This is a genomic window from Limihaloglobus sulfuriphilus, assembly GCF_001999965.1.
GTDB classification, from domain to species: Bacteria; Planctomycetota; Phycisphaerae; order Sedimentisphaerales; family Sedimentisphaeraceae; genus Limihaloglobus; species Limihaloglobus sulfuriphilus.
Map to the genome: position 1 here is coordinate 2415278 of NZ_CP019646.1, position 18900 is coordinate 2434177.

Annotated in this window: 20 protein-coding genes; 2 read left to right on the forward strand and 18 right to left on the reverse strand. The window is 39.8% G+C overall.

The features are described from left to right. Positions 1 to 51: 51 nt before the first annotated feature. Both istA and istB read left to right on the forward strand, forming a co-directional pair. Entirely contained in the window at positions 52 to 1533 is a 1482-nt protein-coding gene (gene istA / locus SMSP2_RS09195; RefSeq protein WP_186804653.1) for an IS21 family transposase, read from the forward strand. Positions 1534 to 1567: 34 nt separating this feature from the next. Beyond that, on the forward strand, positions 1568 to 2335 hold the full coding sequence (istB, locus tag SMSP2_RS09200; protein ID WP_146683605.1) for an IS21-like element helper ATPase IstB: 768 nt from the start codon (positions 1568 to 1570) through the stop codon (positions 2333 to 2335). 169 nt (positions 2336 to 2504) lie between these two features. On the opposite strand, the gene SMSP2_RS09205 is transcribed toward istB, so the two are convergent. The 18 genes from SMSP2_RS09205 to SMSP2_RS09290 all read right to left on the reverse strand — a co-directional run bounded on the left by SMSP2_RS09205 (position 2505) and on the right by SMSP2_RS09290 (position 18467). Further along, the gene (locus tag SMSP2_RS09205; protein ID WP_146683666.1) at positions 2505 to 3017 is read right to left on the reverse strand and encodes an IS66 family transposase; all 513 of its coding nucleotides are present in this window, start codon (positions 3015 to 3017) and stop codon (positions 2505 to 2507) included. Between the two features lie 110 nt (positions 3018 to 3127). Further along, entirely contained in the window at positions 3128 to 3487 is a 360-nt protein-coding gene (tnpB, locus tag SMSP2_RS09210; protein ID WP_146682968.1) for an IS66 family insertion sequence element accessory protein TnpB, read from the reverse strand. Beyond that, entirely contained in the window at positions 3481 to 3816 is a 336-nt protein-coding gene (gene tnpA, locus SMSP2_RS09215; protein WP_146683667.1) for an IS66 family insertion sequence element accessory protein TnpA, read from the reverse strand. The genes tnpB and tnpA overlap by 7 nt, the downstream gene beginning before the upstream one ends. A 340-nt stretch (positions 3817 to 4156) precedes the next feature. Continuing rightward, the gene (locus SMSP2_RS09220) at positions 4157 to 4756 is read right to left on the reverse strand and encodes a GNAT family N-acetyltransferase (RefSeq protein ID WP_146683668.1); all 600 of its coding nucleotides are present in this window, start codon (positions 4754 to 4756) and stop codon (positions 4157 to 4159) included. Further along, on the reverse strand, positions 4747 to 5913 hold the full coding sequence (locus SMSP2_RS09225) for a glycosyltransferase family 4 protein (protein WP_146683669.1): 1167 nt from the start codon (positions 5911 to 5913) through the stop codon (positions 4747 to 4749). Before SMSP2_RS09225 ends, SMSP2_RS09220 begins: the two co-directional genes overlap by 10 nt. A gap of 15 nt (positions 5914 to 5928) precedes the next feature. Next, complete coding sequence (locus SMSP2_RS09230; protein ID WP_146683670.1) at positions 5929 to 6930, reverse strand: NAD-dependent epimerase/dehydratase family protein; 1002 nt, start codon at positions 6928 to 6930, stop codon at positions 5929 to 5931. 1 nt (position 6931) lies between these two features. Next, on the reverse strand, positions 6932 to 8137 hold the full coding sequence (locus SMSP2_RS09235) for a glycosyltransferase family 4 protein (RefSeq protein ID WP_146683671.1): 1206 nt from the start codon (positions 8135 to 8137) through the stop codon (positions 6932 to 6934). 6 nt (positions 8138 to 8143) lie between these two features. Then, positions 8144 to 9427: an O-antigen ligase family protein gene (locus SMSP2_RS09240; RefSeq protein ID WP_146683672.1), complete on the reverse strand. Its 1284-nt coding sequence runs from the start codon at positions 9425 to 9427 to the stop codon at positions 8144 to 8146. 28 nt (positions 9428 to 9455) lie between these two features. Further along, a complete protein-coding gene (locus SMSP2_RS09245; RefSeq protein ID WP_146683673.1) occupies positions 9456 to 10364 on the reverse strand; it encodes a glycosyltransferase family 2 protein in 909 nt (302 codons plus the stop codon). Positions 10365 to 10434: 70 nt separating this feature from the next. Beyond that, on the reverse strand, positions 10435 to 11538 hold the full coding sequence (locus tag SMSP2_RS09250; RefSeq protein WP_146683674.1) for a DegT/DnrJ/EryC1/StrS family aminotransferase: 1104 nt from the start codon (positions 11536 to 11538) through the stop codon (positions 10435 to 10437). Between the two features lie 6 nt (positions 11539 to 11544). Then, positions 11545 to 12201: an acyltransferase gene (locus tag SMSP2_RS09255; protein ID WP_146684872.1), complete on the reverse strand. Its 657-nt coding sequence runs from the start codon at positions 12199 to 12201 to the stop codon at positions 11545 to 11547. 2 nt (positions 12202 to 12203) lie between these two features. Next, positions 12204 to 13151 carry a Gfo/Idh/MocA family protein gene (locus SMSP2_RS09260; RefSeq protein ID WP_146683675.1) on the reverse strand — a complete coding sequence of 316 codons (948 nt, stop codon included), beginning with the start codon at positions 13149 to 13151 and terminating at the stop codon, positions 12204 to 12206. Between the two features lie 16 nt (positions 13152 to 13167). Then, complete coding sequence (gene wecB, locus SMSP2_RS09265; protein ID WP_146683676.1) at positions 13168 to 14280, reverse strand: non-hydrolyzing UDP-N-acetylglucosamine 2-epimerase; 1113 nt, start codon at positions 14278 to 14280, stop codon at positions 13168 to 13170. A 12-nt stretch (positions 14281 to 14292) separates the two neighbouring features. Beyond that, positions 14293 to 15552: a glycosyltransferase family 4 protein gene (locus SMSP2_RS09270; RefSeq protein ID WP_146683677.1), complete on the reverse strand. Its 1260-nt coding sequence runs from the start codon at positions 15550 to 15552 to the stop codon at positions 14293 to 14295. A gap of 3 nt (positions 15553 to 15555) precedes the next feature. Continuing rightward, complete coding sequence (locus SMSP2_RS09275; RefSeq protein WP_146683678.1) at positions 15556 to 17049, reverse strand: oligosaccharide flippase family protein; 1494 nt, start codon at positions 17047 to 17049, stop codon at positions 15556 to 15558. Positions 17050 to 17053: 4 nt separating this feature from the next. After that, a complete protein-coding gene (locus SMSP2_RS09280) occupies positions 17054 to 17575 on the reverse strand; it encodes an acyltransferase (RefSeq protein ID WP_146683679.1) in 522 nt (173 codons plus the stop codon). Positions 17576 to 17624: 49 nt separating this feature from the next. After that, positions 17625 to 17849, reverse strand: coding sequence for a hypothetical protein (locus SMSP2_RS09285; RefSeq protein WP_146683680.1), 225 nt, complete (start codon positions 17847 to 17849; stop codon positions 17625 to 17627). A gap of 9 nt (positions 17850 to 17858) precedes the next feature. Further along, the gene (locus SMSP2_RS09290; RefSeq protein WP_146683681.1) at positions 17859 to 18467 is read right to left on the reverse strand and encodes a fibronectin type III domain-containing protein; all 609 of its coding nucleotides are present in this window, start codon (positions 18465 to 18467) and stop codon (positions 17859 to 17861) included. Positions 18468 to 18900 lie beyond the last annotated feature (433 nt).

Consider the following 18900-nt stretch of genomic DNA (forward strand, 5'->3'; position numbering starts at 1 on the left):
ATCGATATTATCGAAAATATAACGGAGGTCTTTATGGCGAACTATCTAAAAATGACTAAAAGAAGTGTAATACAGACATTAAGAGAGCGTAACTGGTCTTGCAGGCGTATATCCAGAGAGCTTGGCATCCACCTGGATACGGTGCGTAAGTATGCAAAATCAGACAATGATAATTCAAAACAGGTCACTAACGCGCCTCCCGGGTCGGTGGCCCAAAGCTCAACCGGTCCGGTAAGCAATTGTGAGCCTTACCGTGAAATAATTAAGAACAAGCTGGATATGGGGCTCAGCCGCCGGCGTATATGGCAGGATCTTCGTGACGACCACGGCTCTGATGTCAGCTACCACAGCGTTCGCAGGTTTGTCAACCGCCTCAGTAAAAATTCGCCTGTTCCGTTCAGGCGTCTTGAATGCAGGCCCGGTGAAGAGGCTCAGATAGATTTTGGTACGGGTGCACCGGTAATAACGAAAGATGGCAGACGAAAAAGAACTCATGTAATACGGGTAGTGCTTAGCTTCTCCCGTAAATCCTACAGCGAGGCAGTTTTCAGGCAGACCGGCGATAACTTTATAAATTGCCTGGAAAACGCTTTTCACCACTTTGGCGGTGTTCCGCAAACACTGATAATAGATAATCTTAAAGCTGCTGTAAACAAAGCTGACTGGTATGATCCTGAGATACACCCAAAAATAGTGTCATTCTGCCGTCATTACGGTACCGCCATTTTACCCTGTAAGCCGTATACCCCAAGACACAAGGGTAAGGTTGAAAAAGCAGTAGCATATGTCAAAAATAACGCCCTCAAGGGCCGCAGCTTTAAGAGCCTCTCAGAGCAGAATCAGTTTCTTCTCAGCTGGGAGAGCCGTATTGCCGATACCCGTATTCACGGCACTACCCGCAAGCAGGTAGGCAAATTGTTCACAGAACAGGAAAAGCCTGCTTTATTGAGGCTTCCGGTTGGAAGGTTTCCTTCATTTACAGAAGCTCAGCGGTCCGTTCACAGGGACGGCCATATAGAGGTAGAGAGGACCTATTACTCGGTGCCTCCGGAATATACCGGCCGCAAGGTATGGGCAAGATGGGACGGCCATATGGTAAGAGTATTTAACCGCAGCATGGAGCAGATTGTTGTTCACGCTAAAGTTGAGCCGGGCAGATTCCAGACTCAGGACGGACATATTCATTCAGAGAAAAGAACAAAGATAGAAAACGGCGTTGTATGGATGCTTGAACGAGTCAGTCTGATAGGTGACAATGCCGAGAGATGGGCCCTGCAGATGCTTGAGGCCAGAGGAATACCTGGTATCCGCGTACTTCTGGGCTTGCTGAATATGACCAATACCTATAAAGGTAACAAAATCGATAATGCATGTAAAATAGCGTTAAGCCACAATGCTTTTCGATTGAAGACCATCAGGAGTATTATTAAACACGGCGGTGACAGGCAGCTCCAGATGGAATTTATAGATGAGCACCCTATTATCAGAGATATCTCCAGTTACGGAGAATTCGTAAGAGAGGTTCTGGGCTGAACAATAATCATAACTTATTCAGGAGCAGATTATTATGAACAATTCACTGCATAACACATTAAAATCACTAAGGTTGTCAGGTATGCTTGAGACACTTGAAGTTCGATTGCAGGAGGCAGCCGGCAACAGCCTCACTCATGCTGAGTTTTTAGAACTGATCCTGCAGGATGAGATGCTGGTCAGAAAGCATCGCCAGATCCAAAGGGGTATTAAGGCTGCCGGGTTTAGAGAACTCAAGACACTGGAGGAGTTTGACTGGCAGTTCAATACTTCGATTAAAAGAAGCCGGATATTTGATATGGCCACATGCCGCTTTATCAGTGAGGGCGTTGATGTTCTGCTGCTTGGCCCTCCGGGTGTGGGCAAGAGTCATTTGTGTCAGGCGATAGGCTATCAGGCAGTCAAGGCAGGCATGGCTGTGCGGTACCGCTCGATATTTGATGTTGCCAGGGATTTTCTGCACGAAGATGCCTTTGCCTGTCAGGATAAGGTAATGAACAGATATCTCAAGCCGGAGCTGCTGATAATCGATGACATGGGCATCAAGCATCTGCCAAAACGCTGCGGCGAGTATCTGCTGGAGATCATTATGCGGCGATATGAAAACAAATCCACGATGATGACCTCCAACAGGCCGCTGGAAGACTGGGGCAAGCTCATTGGTGATGTACCATCGGCAACCGCAATCCTGGACAGGTTTTTGCATCATGCTGAGATCATCAACATCACAGGCCGCAGCTACCGTCTCAAGGACCGTGCCGAGCATGGTGCCTGTGAGAAAAGAGCCGGCCATGAAGGCTGACTCAGTCTTAACCGGCCTGTCCCGCCCGGCTTGCGGCGGCCAGGTTCCGACGAGCTTTTTGGGTGGCCCATTCTCACCCGGCCGCCGGTCCGGGCGAAACAGGCCTGGCGTATCTGCCCAATAACGTCGAAAATAATCGTTTTATCCAAATCCAACTTGACAAATGAAACTAAAAATAGTAAATAACAACTGGTTTAACTGACCCATTTTGAACGCGCTCATAGTGACCTAATTTAAAGCGCCGATTGACAGCCGGGACATATTCGAGTACCTCTGTTGTCTCAGAGCCGATTACTTCCTTAGGCGTATTGCATACAGGACAGATCTTTTCTTCTTCGGAGGGTTCTATCTTGATGGTCTCTCTCGGAAGGTCAGCCGGCAGAGGGTTACGGCCATTATGTTTTTTCTTTCTGCCGGTCTTCTTGACGGGTTCAGCCTTTTCTTCTCTCTGCTGCTCTACCTTGGCCTTAACCTCTTCGTACATATCTTCAAACAAAAGCCTTTGGGCGGGATCAAGTTTCTCGCTCTTTTTGCCGAACAGCTGACGCTTGAGATAATGCAGCTGGCCGGTAAGATCATCTATTTGTTCAAGCAGCGTGAGCACCATACTCTTAAGAGTCTCCACATTGGAGGGTAACTCTTCTTTAGATGTTTCAGCTGTTATTTTTGTTTCTTTTGCCATTTGATAAGACGAAATAGTATTGTTCTTAACGATGAAATAAGTATATCAGAAACAGCTGAAAAAGCAAGAAAAAATAAGAAAATAAATGCAGTATTTTTAACTTTCAGGGCCTATGGAGGCGTTTTACGCTCATAACGCTTTCTTCTTCTCGCCTTGAAAAGATCTATCCCCTCGAGTATCCATGTAAGCTTTGAAATGTCAACCTCAATTGAGGGTTGTTTTGATGGGTTTTTCAGTTTTTCAAAAGTTCCCTCTTCAAGACGTTTATACCAGATGGCAAAACCTGTCCTGTCCCAGAAGAGTATCTTGCACTTGTCCCCATGCTTGTTGAAGAACACGAACAGATGGCCGCTCAACGGATCCTTGAGCATAAAACTTTCGGTCAGCATCGAGAGCTTATTGAATCCGCATCGCATGTCGGTAGGTTGAGTGTATATGAATATCCTGACCGATGATGGAAGTGTCAGCATAACCCGGCCTCACGCAGAACACCGACCACGCGGGCCAGCAATTCACTCTCGGTTGAAGGGCTGATACGCAGAACGCTGCCGGAGCTTAGGATAAGTTCCAGTGGTGTTGGATTACCGGCGGGCAATGTAACCTCGACAAAACCGGATTTCTCCGGCACTTTCGTCGGCTTGTCAGGACTGAGCTTCTTTCGCCAGCTGTAAAATGTCGGCTCAGATAACCCTTCCTGTTTGCAGAACTGCCGGACCGGCAACCCGCTTGAACGCCAGGTCTCAATTACCATCTCCCAGAACCTGCGTTGTTCCAGGTCTGAATGTTTTTCAATGCTCATGATTTGTCTCCAGTAATTATCATGAGCCAAATTATCAACTTTTCAAAGATCAATACAAGATGGACTTGCTCGAGACCTTACGTCCGGCGGCGATTAAAATTACTGGAAAATGCTGAATATAGGTTAAACTATCTGAAATCTTGTTCATCATGTTAATCATGTCTAATTCCTTACCCGGCAAAGCCGGAACCATTTTTTACCACAGAGCACATTGAGGAAACGGAGTTTGCATCTTGCTGCTGCAATTCCTAATTCCTAATTTTAATCCATTCGACAGGATTTACACGATCTACAGGATCAGTTTTAATCATTGAAATTTTGCATCTTGCCGTTTCAATTCCTAATTCCTAATTCCTAATTCTACGACATAAACATTGCTCAAAACCCCATGGCTTTCAATTTGTGAATGAAACTTAAAGCCGACTTTCTGGTACAAACGATTCGCCGGCTCATTATCAGCGGCAACAAGAACCTTAACACGGTTGATGCCTCGTCTGCGGCACTCATCAAAACCGGCCCGGGTTAATTCTGATGCAACACCTCTGCCGCGGCCCTCAGGCGCCACAACAATAGAAAGCAGTTCCGCATCCGGCAAATCCATCTTCGACATCTTGGAAGGGTAAAGAAGATTAGCCACAACCTTTTTAAATGTAGTAAAGTTGAGCATACGAAATGCAATTTTAGGAGCAAAACGAAAGAATTTTCTTTTAAGCACATATTTATATAGCTTGCCCAGATTGCACGAGAAAGCAACAAATCCCAAAACCTGCTCATCTTCCTGAGCAACAAAACAAAAACTATTCTGATCCTCAGAAATAGCCTCATAAAGCGCAGTTACAAACCCCACCCCCAGCGAACTTATAAAGCCAGTAGATATGCCACTAATATGGAGATGTGCGACTATGCCGGCCTTAAAAGTATCAAAAATCTTTATTTGCATTTTGCTTTTTCTAACAAGGAAAGTTTGTGTTCAATTATTAAATTCCACAATTTTTTTTGCTCATAAAACTCTTGAACCCTTTTTCTACCTGCAAAACCGAGCTTTTTGACGTACAATGGCCTTTCAAGCAAATCTTTCATTGCACTCACTAAAGGGGAAACCTCCCTTGCTGGTACAAGTATGCCTGTCTCTCCATTTACGATAGATTCCTGAGGTCCTGGAACATCCGTTGAGATTACCGGTAGCCCCATAGCAGATGCCTCAATATTTACAACGCCAAAACCTTCCCTGTAAGTCGGCAGGACGAAGAAATCCATGGCAGCCAAGTATTTCTCAGGCTCAGTCTGCCAACCGAGATGAATAATTCTCGGGTGACTATCCATGGTTGTTAGAGTTGAATCTTTGACCGGATCCTTTTCTGTTGTTTGTCCAATATATAGCAGATATGCATCTGGGTACTCTTTTGAAATAATATCGAAAGCCTCTATTAACTCATTTACTCCCTTGTCGCCAACTGTGGCAGCGATACAACCAAATACTTTTGCATCATCAGGTATATTTAGTTCCCTCCTGATTTCTTTACCTGCTTCCGCCAGCCTTTCAGGATCGAATTTATCTGTATCAACACCGTTTGCACTTCCATGGCCCACGACACCAATTTTATCTGATTTGCAGAGCCCTTCATTTACAGCAAACCTTACATTCCCTTTACTGTCCGGCGCAATTGCTGTACTACATTTGCACACAATCCGCTCAATTGTCTTGAACATGAATTGCTTGAAGCCAGTCTGTGTGACATAATACAGGCCCCACATAAGATAAAGCCTGACGGGGACTTTAGCCCACAACGAGGCTAAAGAGCCCAATAGTGACGCCTTAGGGGTAACATACTGGACAATATCAAAATCTCCCTCTCTAATGATATGAAGCACTTCTCGGAAAGCCTTGAAATCTGCCAAGGGACTTATGGTCCTTGACATTTTAACAGTACGCAACTTGATATTATCCGTTAAAGGACGCCCGTAGTCCTGTGCACTGACCTGAGACGAAGTTATAATGGTAATATCAAAGCCGTTTTCCGTTAGAAAGGCTAACTGATCACCGAAAAATGCTTTTATAGTTGTTGGGATAGTAGAAATTATACAAAGTTTTATCATAAAAAAGATCCATATTCACAAAAGATCATTTGATTTATACCATTCAATGGTCTTACTCCATCCTTTTTCGACACCGTAAGGAAGTTTTAAAGACAATTTTTCCAATATTTTTGAACCATCATATCTGCAATCATTTGTCATATTTGCCACTCTTTTTAAAGATAGAGGCATCGATCTGCGTAGTAATTTAGAAACCAAATCAAAGCCCCCCCCTATCAGCAAACCTATCAATTTAGGCATATACAAACTGGTCGGTTTCAACCCTAATTCTTTTCGAGTTAAATTTGTAAAATCCTTCAAGGCAATTGGTCTATCTGCAACTAAAAAAGTTTGATTGTAAGAGTCAAAATTATTAGCTAATTCAACGAGTATCTCAACAAGATCTCTAACATATAAAAAATTCATATGATTTTCACCATCGCCTATAATACAATACCTCTTATGCTTTATGGCTCTCACCATTTCATAGAGACTGCCAAGATGATTCTCACCAAAGAATGCAGTCGGCCTTACAATTACATATTCCATTTTATTATTACATATTTCTTTAACTACATCCTCACTTCTCAGCTTACTTAAACCATAGCTTTCATTCGGCATAATATCTTCTTCTTTAATAACACCACCATCAATACGTCCGCAAACGGCAGCACTGCTAATATGTATAAAACACTTAACACCTGCATTCACTGATGCTTTCAAGACTCTTTTTGTACCTTCTACATTAAGTGTACAAAGTTCATTTAATACTTGGGCTGAATTGCCTGGTAAGTATTTACCTGCCAAATGGTACACCACATCTACTCTCTGCAAATAATCTGATAAATCATCTTGGAGTATGTCAACCTTACACCATTTGACCCTATCGCTATACTTACTTGAATCAAATTCCGGTAATGAAATATCAACCGCTACAATACTTGCACCTTTCTCTTCAAAATAGCGGAGTAAGTGAGCACCCAAGAAACCATTGGCACCAACAATTAATATTTTAATATTTTCTTTCAGACAAATCATATCATCCACCTATTTGTATATACTGTTCCCATGTTCTTTCACTGGGGCGATCACCATAATCTCGCATCCATGTTAGCCACTTTTTTCTGAGTAGACTCAAACGATCAAAGCGAAAATCTTGAATTTTTTCGAAGTTTTCTATACTCATTTTCTCAAGTTTAAGGGGAGAATTCCAATAATCTGATATTTTTTTTGCTAAACAATTTGAATCTTTGATTGGTACAAGATATTCATTACTAACTACCTCATTAACACCACCAACGTCCGTGGAAATTACTGGTAACGATCTTGCCATTGCCTCAAGTAAAACTCGGGGCATTCCCTCGGTCAAACTACTTAGCACAAACAAATGAGCATTATCTAATATATCTATAATACCATTAGCCCAACCAAGGTGACCGTGAAAAACGACATTGTCAATAATTTTCAAATCTTTAGCTAAATATTTTAATTTTTCGAGAATTGGGCCTTCACCGATTAAATGTAAACACCATTCTCTTTGGTTTCTTATATAATGCAGAGCTTCAAATAAAAACTGATGGCCTTTGTATGGTAATAATGCAGCAATGTTGACAATATTTAATACTTTAGGGTTAAAATCTCGCTGATGTTCCTTGAAAATATCATACGAAAGATTAACATCAGAAGCCCCCATATCATTAGATGGCTCAGCTGAAGGATATATTTCCTGTAGCCACCTTTCTGTTACACTCAAATTGCCATAACAACCTTTCATATAAGAATTGAACTGAAATTCTATAATCTTTCTGATTAGCTTACTAATAGGCTTTGACACATGCTCAGTCGTATATTCAGCAACCTCCCCTGGATTTCCAACTAAATGAGAGAAATATGGCACATTAGCCCTTCGCAGCCAATAACCGACCATAGATGCAATAGAACCGGGTGAGCGTAACCAATACCTATCAGCCAATCCTACTATTTTCCTACATTGCAGTAAAGCAACCTGCCTGCCAAACAAATCATATCCACGAAAATCATTTACAGGAAGAAAACCTATGCGGTCATTGTCAACTCTTTGGCATTGTGGATCTTTTGCAATCTCTTTGCATCTTGCAACCAAGACTAAATCATCAAAAACATCAAGTAGTTCGAAAAAATGATTATTACCAGTCAGGTTTTTAGGATCAAAATATGCATCTTTGTATTTTAGATAGTGAAGCTCATGTGTTGTTAGTAATTTCATTTGTTTTTAATAACTTTCCTGCAATACACCTGGGTTTCTACAATCAACTTCTATCGAACTTATATCAGATTCACCTCTAAGTACAGCCCACCGTGTTGTTCCAGCCAACATCCCTATAGCAAAGAATAATGTCCTCTGATCAGTCATATCGAAACTAAGCATTGCATTTATAATCCCAATATAGAATATCCATTGTATTATTTTTGACTCCCAATACAGCGGTGAGTGAGGCGATATTTTACGAAGTTTCAATATTTGACAAATTGAAAGAATCAAAATAGTGCATATCAACGCAAGACCGATAATACCATTTTCACCAGCAAATTCCAAGATAATATTGTGGGGATATGCTCTTTCATCTTCACCGCCTTTATACATAGAAAATGATCCAACACCACCACCTAACATAGGACTATCTAAAAACTGTTTAGTACCCGCGATATATAAATTGCTTCGCCCCGACTCCTCCAAAGCTCCTTTTTCAAAAAGAGTCAAAATACGTTCCCGTGTCGTTTCAGGTGTGAGCGTGTATAAACTACCAGCTAATATGGTAGCCACTAAGCATAAAATCAGAACTGGTTTTATAGACTTACGAGTCATCAAACTTAGTGTAGCTCCAATCACTAATCCCAAAAAAGGTCCTCTTGAACCTGTAGCTAAGATAACTACAACGGCTCCAATAATTAAAGGAGTAACTATTGCTGCAGACCACGGCTTCTTTATTATTAAATACACCAGCATAACTACTGAAACCGCCAAAACATAACCAATCCCCAAGGCATTGAAGCCGGACTCTCTGGCTCCAAAACGGTCAGCCACGGTAAAGGCGTCACGGTAAACAATAAAAACAATAATCATAAACAGAGTAAGAAGCAAAGCACTCCAGCTTAATGAATAAAGAGTCCTAGACAACATATCCGTTCTTTGTGTACATAACCGGCCAACGAGTACTAACATTACCGGAACCGCTAAAAACAGCTGAACTTTTCTAAAGCCATATTGAGGAGAAGTGGTATAGATCAAGGAAACAAGAAGCAACAACCACGTTACAACCATTAACATCTCAACAACTGTTATTTTTATTTTCACTTTATTAATGAATATATATACAATTAAACTCAGAATAGTAATAACACATATCCCCAAGGTAACACCTGAATGCAAACCCCAAAAGGTAGCAATACCAGACAACATGAAGAAACTAAGAAATTGACTACAAACACCGACTTCAATCCACTTCAAACATAGAAGAAGAAAAACAAATAAGAAAGCTAATGTTACTAAATTCATATTTTACCCTATAAAAAAAACATTATTATTATTTATTAATAACTAAAAATTTGGCAATATAATAAAAAAGTCGTAAATTCTCTCTAGACGGAGAAAAATCGCGTCTAACCGCCTCTTTTAAGTAAGTCCACAGTTTAGAATAAATTCCATCGCGAGCGGCATAAATAGCAAGAGACCTATACTCATTAGCATAAAATTGTTTGACCGTTTTTTCATCAAATCCCATCAGATACGACTGGGCTAAATCCCAATATTGTTTCTTGTATATCTCTAATTTATCAAAGGACGGTTCGTTATGCCCATGGATAAAAACAAGATTCTTATCACAAAAATGAACATCTGTCTTTGATAATACTCTTAACATAAACTCTAAATCTTGGTGGCGCCGAAGATGTTCATCAAACATGCCAATATTAACAAAAAAGGATTTTCTTATCAAGATTGTTGACGAAGCACACAAACCAACTCTGCCTAATAAAACATTTTTTAAATTTATTTTACGTTTTAACTTATAGGGTTTGATTTTACCTTCTTTAGTTTCGCAATCAAAATCCCTAGAAACATAACTAAAACCAATAATAGAACAATCTGCTAATTTCATTTCTGCTAGGTGCTTAACTTGAATACTAAGCTTTTCTTTGTGCCATTCATCATCATCATCCAAGAATGCAATGTAGTCAGATTTTGCCAATAAAGCCCCCGTATTCCGAGCTCCATTTCCACCTTTCGTTCGTTTGTTTTTAGAATAAACCACCCTCTCGTCATTCAATTCCAGAAAAAAATCGGGTAGTCCCATATCATCCCCATCGTTTACAACTATAAGCTGCCAATTTTTATAGCATTGCCTAATAACACTTCTAACTGCTCGCTTCAGTGCATTTGGTCTATTATACGTCGGAATAATAATCGATATTTCAAACTGTTTATTTTCAATCATAGAACATATACCTTAAAATCACAATATCCAAATAAAATAGATTTTAATTGGAAATATAATAACATCAAAATCAACGGCTCTTGAAATCAAGAAGAGAATTTACAACAAATTCCTGCATTTCGCGAGTCAGCTCAGGGTATATGGGAATTGCAAGAACCTCTTTGGCTGCCTTTTCGGCTTCTGGCATATCGCCTTCTTTATAGCCCAGATATTCAAAGCATTTTTGCAGATGCATTGGCACCGGATAATAAATTTCACAGCCAACATTATTATCTTTCAAGTACCGTAGTAAGTCATCTCTATTGGGGACTCGAATACAGTATTGATTATAAATTGACACACAATCAGGTGAAAGATATGGAGTAATCACTTCAGTATCAGCAAATTTCTCATCATAATAGGCCGCATTATCCCTTCTTGCCTGTGACCAACTGTCAAGATGTGGTAGTTTTACAAGCAAAGCCGCTGCCTGAATGGGGTCAAGACGGAAGTTGCCGCCAACATAACCGTGGTAGTACTTTGGATTACTGCCATGATTCCTCATGACCATTAAGCGATTATAGAAATCTTCGTCGTTTGTGACGATCATCCCTCCATCACCGATTCCACCTAAATTTTTACTTGGGAAAAAGCTGAAACAGCCTGCCGTACCGATACTGCCGGCCTTCCGACCTTTGTATTCACTGGTTATTGATTGGGCTGCATCCTCAATAACCTCCAAATTACATTTCTTGGCAATACCCATTATTGCATCCATGTCAGCCATTTGGCCAAACAGGTGAACCGGCATGATTGCTTTAGTCTTATCGGTTATTGCATCCTCAATCTTTGAGACATCAATATTATATGTTTGTGGTTCGATATCCACAAATACAGGCTTTGCTCCTGTTCTGGCTATACAACCGGCAGTGGCAAAAAAAGTAAATGGAGTGGTTATAACTTCATCATCTTGACCAATGTCGAGACTCATCAGCACATTAAGAATAGCATCCGTCCCGCTGGAAACACCAACAGCATATTTACAATCACTAACTGCGACAACGGCCTTCTCAAGTTCTTCAACTTTAGGTCCGCCGATGCACAGTTGTGAATCCAATACATCTTCTATCGCTGAGAGTATCTCATTCTTAATAGTTGAAAACTGGGCCTTTAAATCTAATAGTGGTACTTTCATATAATTTTATTCCTTATATTCATCGTAAGCTATCTTGCCAACAGACTTCTCCTCGGGCAAAGCTTCCTCTTCGCCAATATCAAGACATTTCATTACGTTATTTTCATTGAGTCTATACCGAAAACCGCTTTCAGGGCAAATCATAATTCCATCAGCATCGGGGTTTCTAAGCATGTGTCCATGTCGACTCATCCATCCTTTTTGCTTTGCGGGCACCCCAATCATCAAAGCGTAATCAGGGATATCCTTTACTACAACTGCACCGGCAGCAATAAAGCAATATCTACCTAATTCTATGCCACACACAATCGTTGCATTTGCACCAACTGTGGCACCCCGTCTGAACAGCGTTTTTTCATAGAGATTTCGCCTGACGACCTGGCTTCGGGGATTTGTGACATTGGTTAAAACACAAGACGGCCCCAGAAAAACATCATCTTCGATGATTGTCCCAGTATATATAGCAACATTATTCTGTATTTTTACATTATCACCAATTATCACATCAGAGCTCACACAAACGTTTTGCCCTAAAATACAATTCCGCCCAATTTGAGCATTCTTCATTACATGAGCAAAATGCCAAATTTTTGTTCCTTCACCAATTTCAACAGGCTGGTCAACATATGCGGATTCATGGCAATAGTAATTTGATTGACCGATCACTATTTTCTCCCTTCTAGGTAAGGATGAAGTTCGCCCTTACCTTTTTCAACTGGAGCCGTCCTCATATTAGATACTAGCTCTATAGAAGGCCTAACATCAGATAAACCAAAACCCTTGCCTGATAAAATTCCTTCATAACTAATTGTGTGTAACTCAGTAAATCCACCTGAGAATTCCAATTCTTCACCTTCGATGGTTATTGATCTATAAGTCGGCAAACCCTTTTCAACTGCAGCATGAGGGAGGTCGTTTTTATCTAACGAAAGATACCAGCGTACCCTAGCCCTTTCAAGTTCTATATAACCAGCTGCACCTTTGGTATCATATCTGTGAATAATGCTGGTCTTGGCTGCGCCGAAAATCCAAAGAAGCATATCAAAAAAATGAATTCCAATATTACAGGTAACACCGCCTGATTTTTTTATATCTCCCTTCCATGACACTTCGTACCAAGGACCACGTGAGGTTATATATGTTAAATCAATATCGTATATTTTATCTGGCGTATCTGTTTCAATACGAGATTTGAGTGAAGTTATGGCCGAATGTAATCTCAATTGCAAGATAGAGTATATTTTTTTTCCATACTCACGCTCAAGCTCTTGCAGCGCATCAACATTCCAAGGGTTTAATACTAACGGTTTCTCGCAGATTGCATCAGCACCAATTCGTAAAGCAAACCTGCAATGCGCATCGTGTAAATAATTGGGGGAGCAAATGGAGACATAATCAACTTTTTCTCCATTCTTATGCCTTATTTTTTCGAGATACCTGTCAAAACGCTCAAACTCTGTAAAGAAACTTGACTTTGGAAAAAATGAATCAAGAATTCCAACCGAATCATTTTTATCCAACGATGCGACAAGATTGTTTCCAGTATTTTTAATAGCCTCTAAATGGCGTGGCGCAATATAACCACCAACGCCTATTAACGCAAAATTCTTCATATTTAATTCACTTTTTTTAATTATGATGTTTACAAATGTACTCAGCCATCCGATTTGCTGAATTACCATCCCATAGGTAAGGTCGTTTTGAAGGCACAGCATAATTTGCTGACTTAATTCTGTCATAGGCCTCAAGTATACTTTTAGTGTTCACTTCGACTAAATGGTTTGTTCCATCAGCCAAGGTGACAGGAACCTCGGTTGTATTTCTCAAAGTAATACATGCTACACCTAAGATTGTTGTCTCAACCTGAATACCGCCTGAATCACTAAGTACCAAAATTGAATTATCCACCAATTTCAGAAAATCAAGGTAACCTAAAGGTTCGATTAATAATAAATTATTCATTTGATCCATTTGTTTTTCTATTTCTGTCCCGGCAATATTTTTTTTGGTGCGAGGATGAATGGGAAAAATAAGTTTCATATCCTTTTCAATTACTTCAAAAGCAGACACTATTCGGCTTAAAGCACCCATATCATCAACATTGCTGGGTCGGTGTAAAGTAATTGTGGCATATTTTTTGGGGTTTAAGCCTAATTCGTTGAGAATATTGGATTTGCCCGCTTTTTCTCTGTTGGCAAGCAAGGTATCAACCATCACGTTACCTACAAAGCTAATCTTATTTTCGGGTATTCCCTCATTTCTTAGATTTTCCAGCCCTACTGGCTCAGTAACGAACAACAAATCGCTAATACTATCAGTCAAAATACGGTTTATCTCTTCGGGCATTGTCCGGTCAAAGCTGCGAAGCCCCGCCTCGACGTGGACGAGCTTTACGCCGAGCTTAACGGCAACCAGCCCGCAGGCTATCGTGCTGTTGACATCGCCCACAACAAGGACATAATCGGGTTTGTAACCCAGAACCACCGGCTCGAACGCCTTCATCACGTCGGCGGTCTGCACGGCATGTGAGCCCGAACCAATGCCAAGATTTACATCGGGCTTGGGGATGTTGAGCTGCTCGAAAAACAGCTCGCTCATCTTCTTATCGTAGTGCTGTCCCGTATGTACAAGCAGTACATCGATCCTGTCAGACTCCTTGAACGCCCGCATAATCGGAGCGATCTTCATGAAATTCGGCCTGGCACCGCAGACACAAATTATCTTAATATTATTAGAACTCATATTTCATATTTCCTAATCGAAATTATTTACTAAATTACTAATCAAATTGTACTCTTCTTCCATTCTTTCATCCCAAGTGGAAAAACGCTCCATAGCTGTTTCGTATGCGTTTTTAGACAATATTCTTCGTTTATCAGGATTACCCAACAAATCAATTATTGCTTCCGCAAACTCTTCAGTTTCTCCTGGTGATAAAACTACAGCATTTTCTCCATCGCTTACAACCTCTGTTGTAGAACCAACATCGCGAGTTAAAACACAACAACCTGCTATTAGAGATTCAATCAACGTATTAGACAAATTCGATACGTCATAAGGCATAATAAATATATCTGACGCATTAAAAAAATATTTAATCTGTTTATGCAATATAGCTCCATAAAATAGGACAGATTCACTCAAGCCAAGTTCGTTAGTTAAGATTTCAAGGTCTTCACGTAACTCGCCTTTTCCGACTATGACTAGCTTGGCCTCAGGGTACTTCTTCAATATTGTGGGCATCGCTTTAACAACTCTATCTTGGCGTTTCCAATATGTCAATCTACCCAGAAGAAGCAACATGGGTGAAGTTTTTGGAACACCAATCTTTTCCTTGAATGAAATGGCATCAAAATCCCTAATATATAAGTTTTTATCAACTCCATTAATGGGAAACCAAAAAATCTTCTTATTTACTTTCATCCATTCTGCAACTTTATCGCCTTGGGTTCCGTCGTTAGTAATAATTATATGATCAAATGGCAATTTATATGTTATCAATTCAGGAATTGTCTTAATTCTATCAAATAAATTATTTTTCTTTTCAAACCATATATCATATACAAAAGTGCCATACATTCTTAATACACACCTAGCTTTAACAAACACCGACCAGAGCAGCCCCATCCAAGCAAAAGTATCCCTCATACAATAAATAATATCTGGCTTAATACCTGTTTTTTTTATTGTTTTAATCATTTTAATCTTTCTTAAAATAGTAAGAAGTTTAAAAAAATGTAATAGTTTCTTTAAACCTTGTAACCTACGAATATTACCCAAAGAATTATCCAACCAGTGAAAAGTCACACCTTCTAACTCAACAGTTTGGGCAGGAAATTCAGATTCCAAATCTGTCATTATAAATACATGAACATTCCAACCATGTTTGTTAAAAATTGTCCAGGCTTTAGATATGGAAGGTACACCTCCAGGAGTTATTCCTTGTCTAATATTTTCATCTACATTAGTCCACTTTGATGTTAAAAAAGCTATTGTACGTTCAGTATCTGACATTTTTTACCCTTTTGTTTTATTGCTACTTCCATTGAATCTGAAATTCAATGCGCCCGTCCATTCACGCCAATTAAACACTCCGGTGATCCAAGTCGTAATTAAATACATCCCGCCACAAATAAATGATCCAATCAATAATTTCAATAATATCCAATAAATATTACTAACAGGGAACTTAACACACACAATCCAACCAGCGCAACCACTTATAACCGCATATATAAAATAAACCAAAAATAGCCGCAATGGCCATATTTCATAAAACCGTATATTTAACAATTTAGAACAATTATACGCTAAAAACAAAACATTAGCATATATACTGATTAACATACCAATAGCTGCACCAATACCTCCAAATCTTCTAATTAAGATGAAGCACGCTACATAACCTACTATAAGCTGAATTAAATGGCCACCAGTATAAATCCAATTCCTATTTAAAGGGACAGTAATCCTGCTAAAGACACACAGCCTCGCCGGGATAAGACAAAGGAAAATTTGGAAATAAACAACACTGCTCTCATATTTATCGCTAAATAGCACCAATATGATTTCTTTGGCAAAGACAAAAAAGAACAGCCACATAGGAAATAAAATGAAAGCAACTTTTATCTGTGAACGGTGCCATAGACTTAGAAATTTATCAATACGATTTTCTTTAACGTATTCAGTCATTGATGGCAACATCGTCATTGTCACTGCCCCACCGATTACACCAACTAAAGGCAATTCAAAGGCTCCATTAAAATAACTGGCAAATAACTCAGGGTCGGCATTAAGGATATTTATAGATAACTTATCTGCATATGCAGCAAACGCACCTATAATCGCTGCCAAACTTAGGGGCACAGAATACTTAAATTGTGAGATGAAATTAGTGCGAGTAAGTTCTATTTTCTTAGTATTAGTGACCCCATTCACTATAATAAGCAATACAAAAAACTGCAAAGCAGCATAGATAACCCAGCAACGAATTGCAATTACCGTAGAGTAACCTAAGTATATTGGAGTAACAACGACAAAAAATACAATAATTTTACTAATCACATTAAAAGAAAACTCTGTATATATCCTATTGAAAGACATAAAAACACTCTCAATAACCATGATCGGTAAAATAAAAACGGGGTATAACGCATAATTTCGAAGCATACACGGCAATAATTCACTGCCGCTATATACACCTAATAAATTAGAACCTAAGTATAATACCAAGCCCACTAAAAAACCAAAACCTGCCATCAGCATAACCGATTGCAAAATCAACCCCCTCTTTTGTGGTTCATCCAAACGTGGCAGAAAATAGTAAACAGACTGTGGTAAACCCGAGCGAACTATGATACTGGACATGGTGAACAGCATTAGAATTTGACAAAATGCGCCATATTCTGCTTTATCCAGCAATCTGGATAAAGCAGATGCAATAGCAATGCTAGCAAGTAAAGCCATCATTTTACCTAATGTCAGAATTGCAGCGGTTAATGTTTTACTCATTTTGCTAAATCTTTTTTATAACTTTTGCAGGCGTACCAGCGATAACACAATTAGAGGAAAAGGATTTTGTCACAACAGAACCTGCTGCCACAATTACATTGTCAGCAAGTTCCACTCCAGGGAGAATGATACAATTTGTTCCGAGCCAACATCTATTGCCTATTCGTATTGGCTGAGCTTTGTCATGATTGTTATAATCGTTTAAATTGTGGTTAGCTGATATAATTCGTATTCCAGGAGCAATGATAGTGTCATCGCCGATTTCCACACCATTTATCGCCTGAATATAACAACCTCCAGCATTTGCAAGGTAAGACTCTACACCTCTACCAAACTTAAAGTTTTCATGTCGTGTAATTAAAGACGTAAAGTGGTAACTAAAAGGCAATTTTTTACCATAAACACATCTATGGATAATCCAATTAAAGAACCTCCTCCGAAGAGGAACATCTTTATAATCACTTCTGCTAAAGACTTTCCACAGCCATGTTGACCTGAAAAATGATGTAATTCTATTTCTGTTCATTGGTGATATATAATATATTTATTGAATAATAAAATAACAAAATCAATTTCTAAATTCTATAAAAATCTCTATACCACTCCACGAAACAGTTTACGCCGGTCTGGATTGGGGTGGCCGGTTTGTAGCCCAGATCCCGCTGGAGGTCGGCGGCATTTAGCTGAGGGAAATGTCTGTGGTTCTGACTCACCATAGCCACGATACAGGAAAAATTCAGCCGCCAATCTGCAACCGGCGGCTGAGGGTATGTTTTTTGTATATTACGAATTCTACGCACCCTGTTTCTTTACATAACCACCATAACAGTATTAGACGGCTCGCCGTCTCCTGCTTTGTTAACAGCAATGATCCGGTATTCAAGTTCTACGCCGGTGGGCTGTTCTACCAGTGTTGTTTCACTGATGATTGCTGTTGCTACCTCTGCCCATGTTCCACCTGCGCGTTCGCGACGCATAACTTTATATGCAGCGACCTTACCTCCGTCAGCGGGCTTTTTCCAGTCAAGAAATACCCAACCAGCACCTTGACGGGGTGCTTCCAGCAGACGAGACTGACCGGGAACCTGTAGAGCGGATGCCGACTTTCTGCCCGCCCAGCCGATGAGTTTGAGCTTGTCATCATCATAGCTGACAGTATTCTCGGCATACCGCAGGTCGCTCTTCATGGAATCAATAAGCTCTTCTAAAGCCTCATCCTTGTTGGCAGTGGCTGCTTCGGCGGCTGCCTGGGCGGCGATAAGCTGATTCTTACGGGCCAGATAGTCCATCCGTTTTAAGTTTAACTGCATCGGATCTACCGGAGGCGCGGGATATGTAACCGTATTATCCGTAAGTCCAATCTCCATTGCCTCTGCCAATGCTGCAATATCCGCTTCCGTCGTTGGAAATCTTGCCATAGTTATGCTTCCTTTCAATCGTTATAAGTAATTATTTACCATAAATATTTATATAATCTTCACTCACTTTTATGTGTATATTTAGTTTTCTGTTTTTATTAATTTTTCTTGAATACATCAAAACAACTGATCAATAATTCAAAGCTATTACTTTACTTGTTTTGCTTAATTTATCCAGTTATTTCACAAATCATTTTTAGCTTTAATCTCTCTCAAATAAACTTCGAAGCATAAACCCTTACATATAAGACACTTAACAACTAAAACTTAAGTTATCATTCAATATTTAAAGTGTATTCTGTCACGTTTAAAGCTTAAACTATATCATTTGACACTTCATCTGTTATATATTAAGTCGTATCTTCCGCTTTCTACGCCTTGTACATTGCATTTAAGGCTTCAAATTTAGTGTTCTATCTTAAATCTCATACAG

Excerpts from the sequence above, each read along its gene's own strand:
- SMSP2_RS09250 (WP_146683674.1), bottom strand. The coding sequence starts at position 11,538 with ATGAAAGTACCACTATTAGATTTAAAGGCCCAGTTTTCAACTATTAAG.
- istA (WP_186804653.1), top strand. The coding sequence starts at position 52 with ATGACTAAAAGAAGTGTAATACAGACATTAAGAGAGCGTAACTGGTCT.
- SMSP2_RS09270 (WP_146683677.1), bottom strand. The coding sequence starts at position 15,552 with ATGTCAGATACTGAACGTACAATAGCTTTTTTAACATCAAAGTGGACT.
- wecB (WP_146683676.1), bottom strand. The coding sequence starts at position 14,280 with ATGAGTTCTAATAATATTAAGATAATTTGTGTCTGCGGTGCCAGGCCG.
- tnpA (WP_146683667.1), bottom strand. The coding sequence starts at position 3,816 with ATGAGCATTGAAAAACATTCAGACCTGGAACAACGCAGGTTCTGGGAG.
- SMSP2_RS09230 (WP_146683670.1), bottom strand. The coding sequence starts at position 6,930 with ATGATTTGTCTGAAAGAAAATATTAAAATATTAATTGTTGGTGCCAAT.
- SMSP2_RS09260 (WP_146683675.1), bottom strand. The coding sequence starts at position 13,151 with ATGAAGAATTTTGCGTTAATAGGCGTTGGTGGTTATATTGCGCCACGC.
- SMSP2_RS09275 (WP_146683678.1), bottom strand. The coding sequence starts at position 17,049 with ATGAGTAAAACATTAACCGCTGCAATTCTGACATTAGGTAAAATGATG.
- SMSP2_RS09245 (WP_146683673.1), bottom strand. The coding sequence starts at position 10,364 with ATGATTGAAAATAAACAGTTTGAAATATCGATTATTATTCCGACGTAT.
- SMSP2_RS09235 (WP_146683671.1), bottom strand. The coding sequence starts at position 8,137 with ATGAAATTACTAACAACACATGAGCTTCACTATCTAAAATACAAAGAT.
- SMSP2_RS09290 (WP_146683681.1), bottom strand. The coding sequence starts at position 18,467 with ATGGCAAGATTTCCAACGACGGAAGCGGATATTGCAGCATTGGCAGAG.
- SMSP2_RS09240 (WP_146683672.1), bottom strand. The coding sequence starts at position 9,427 with ATGAATTTAGTAACATTAGCTTTCTTATTTGTTTTTCTTCTTCTATGT.
- SMSP2_RS09220 (WP_146683668.1), bottom strand. The coding sequence starts at position 4,756 with ATGCAAATAAAGATTTTTGATACTTTTAAGGCCGGCATAGTCGCACAT.
- tnpB (WP_146682968.1), bottom strand. The coding sequence starts at position 3,487 with ATGCTGACACTTCCATCATCGGTCAGGATATTCATATACACTCAACCT.
- istB (WP_146683605.1), top strand. The coding sequence starts at position 1,568 with ATGAACAATTCACTGCATAACACATTAAAATCACTAAGGTTGTCAGGT.
- SMSP2_RS09280 (WP_146683679.1), bottom strand. The coding sequence starts at position 17,575 with ATGAACAGAAATAGAATTACATCATTTTTCAGGTCAACATGGCTGTGG.
- SMSP2_RS09205 (WP_146683666.1), bottom strand. The coding sequence starts at position 3,017 with ATGGCAAAAGAAACAAAAATAACAGCTGAAACATCTAAAGAAGAGTTA.
- SMSP2_RS09225 (WP_146683669.1), bottom strand. The coding sequence starts at position 5,913 with ATGATAAAACTTTGTATAATTTCTACTATCCCAACAACTATAAAAGCA.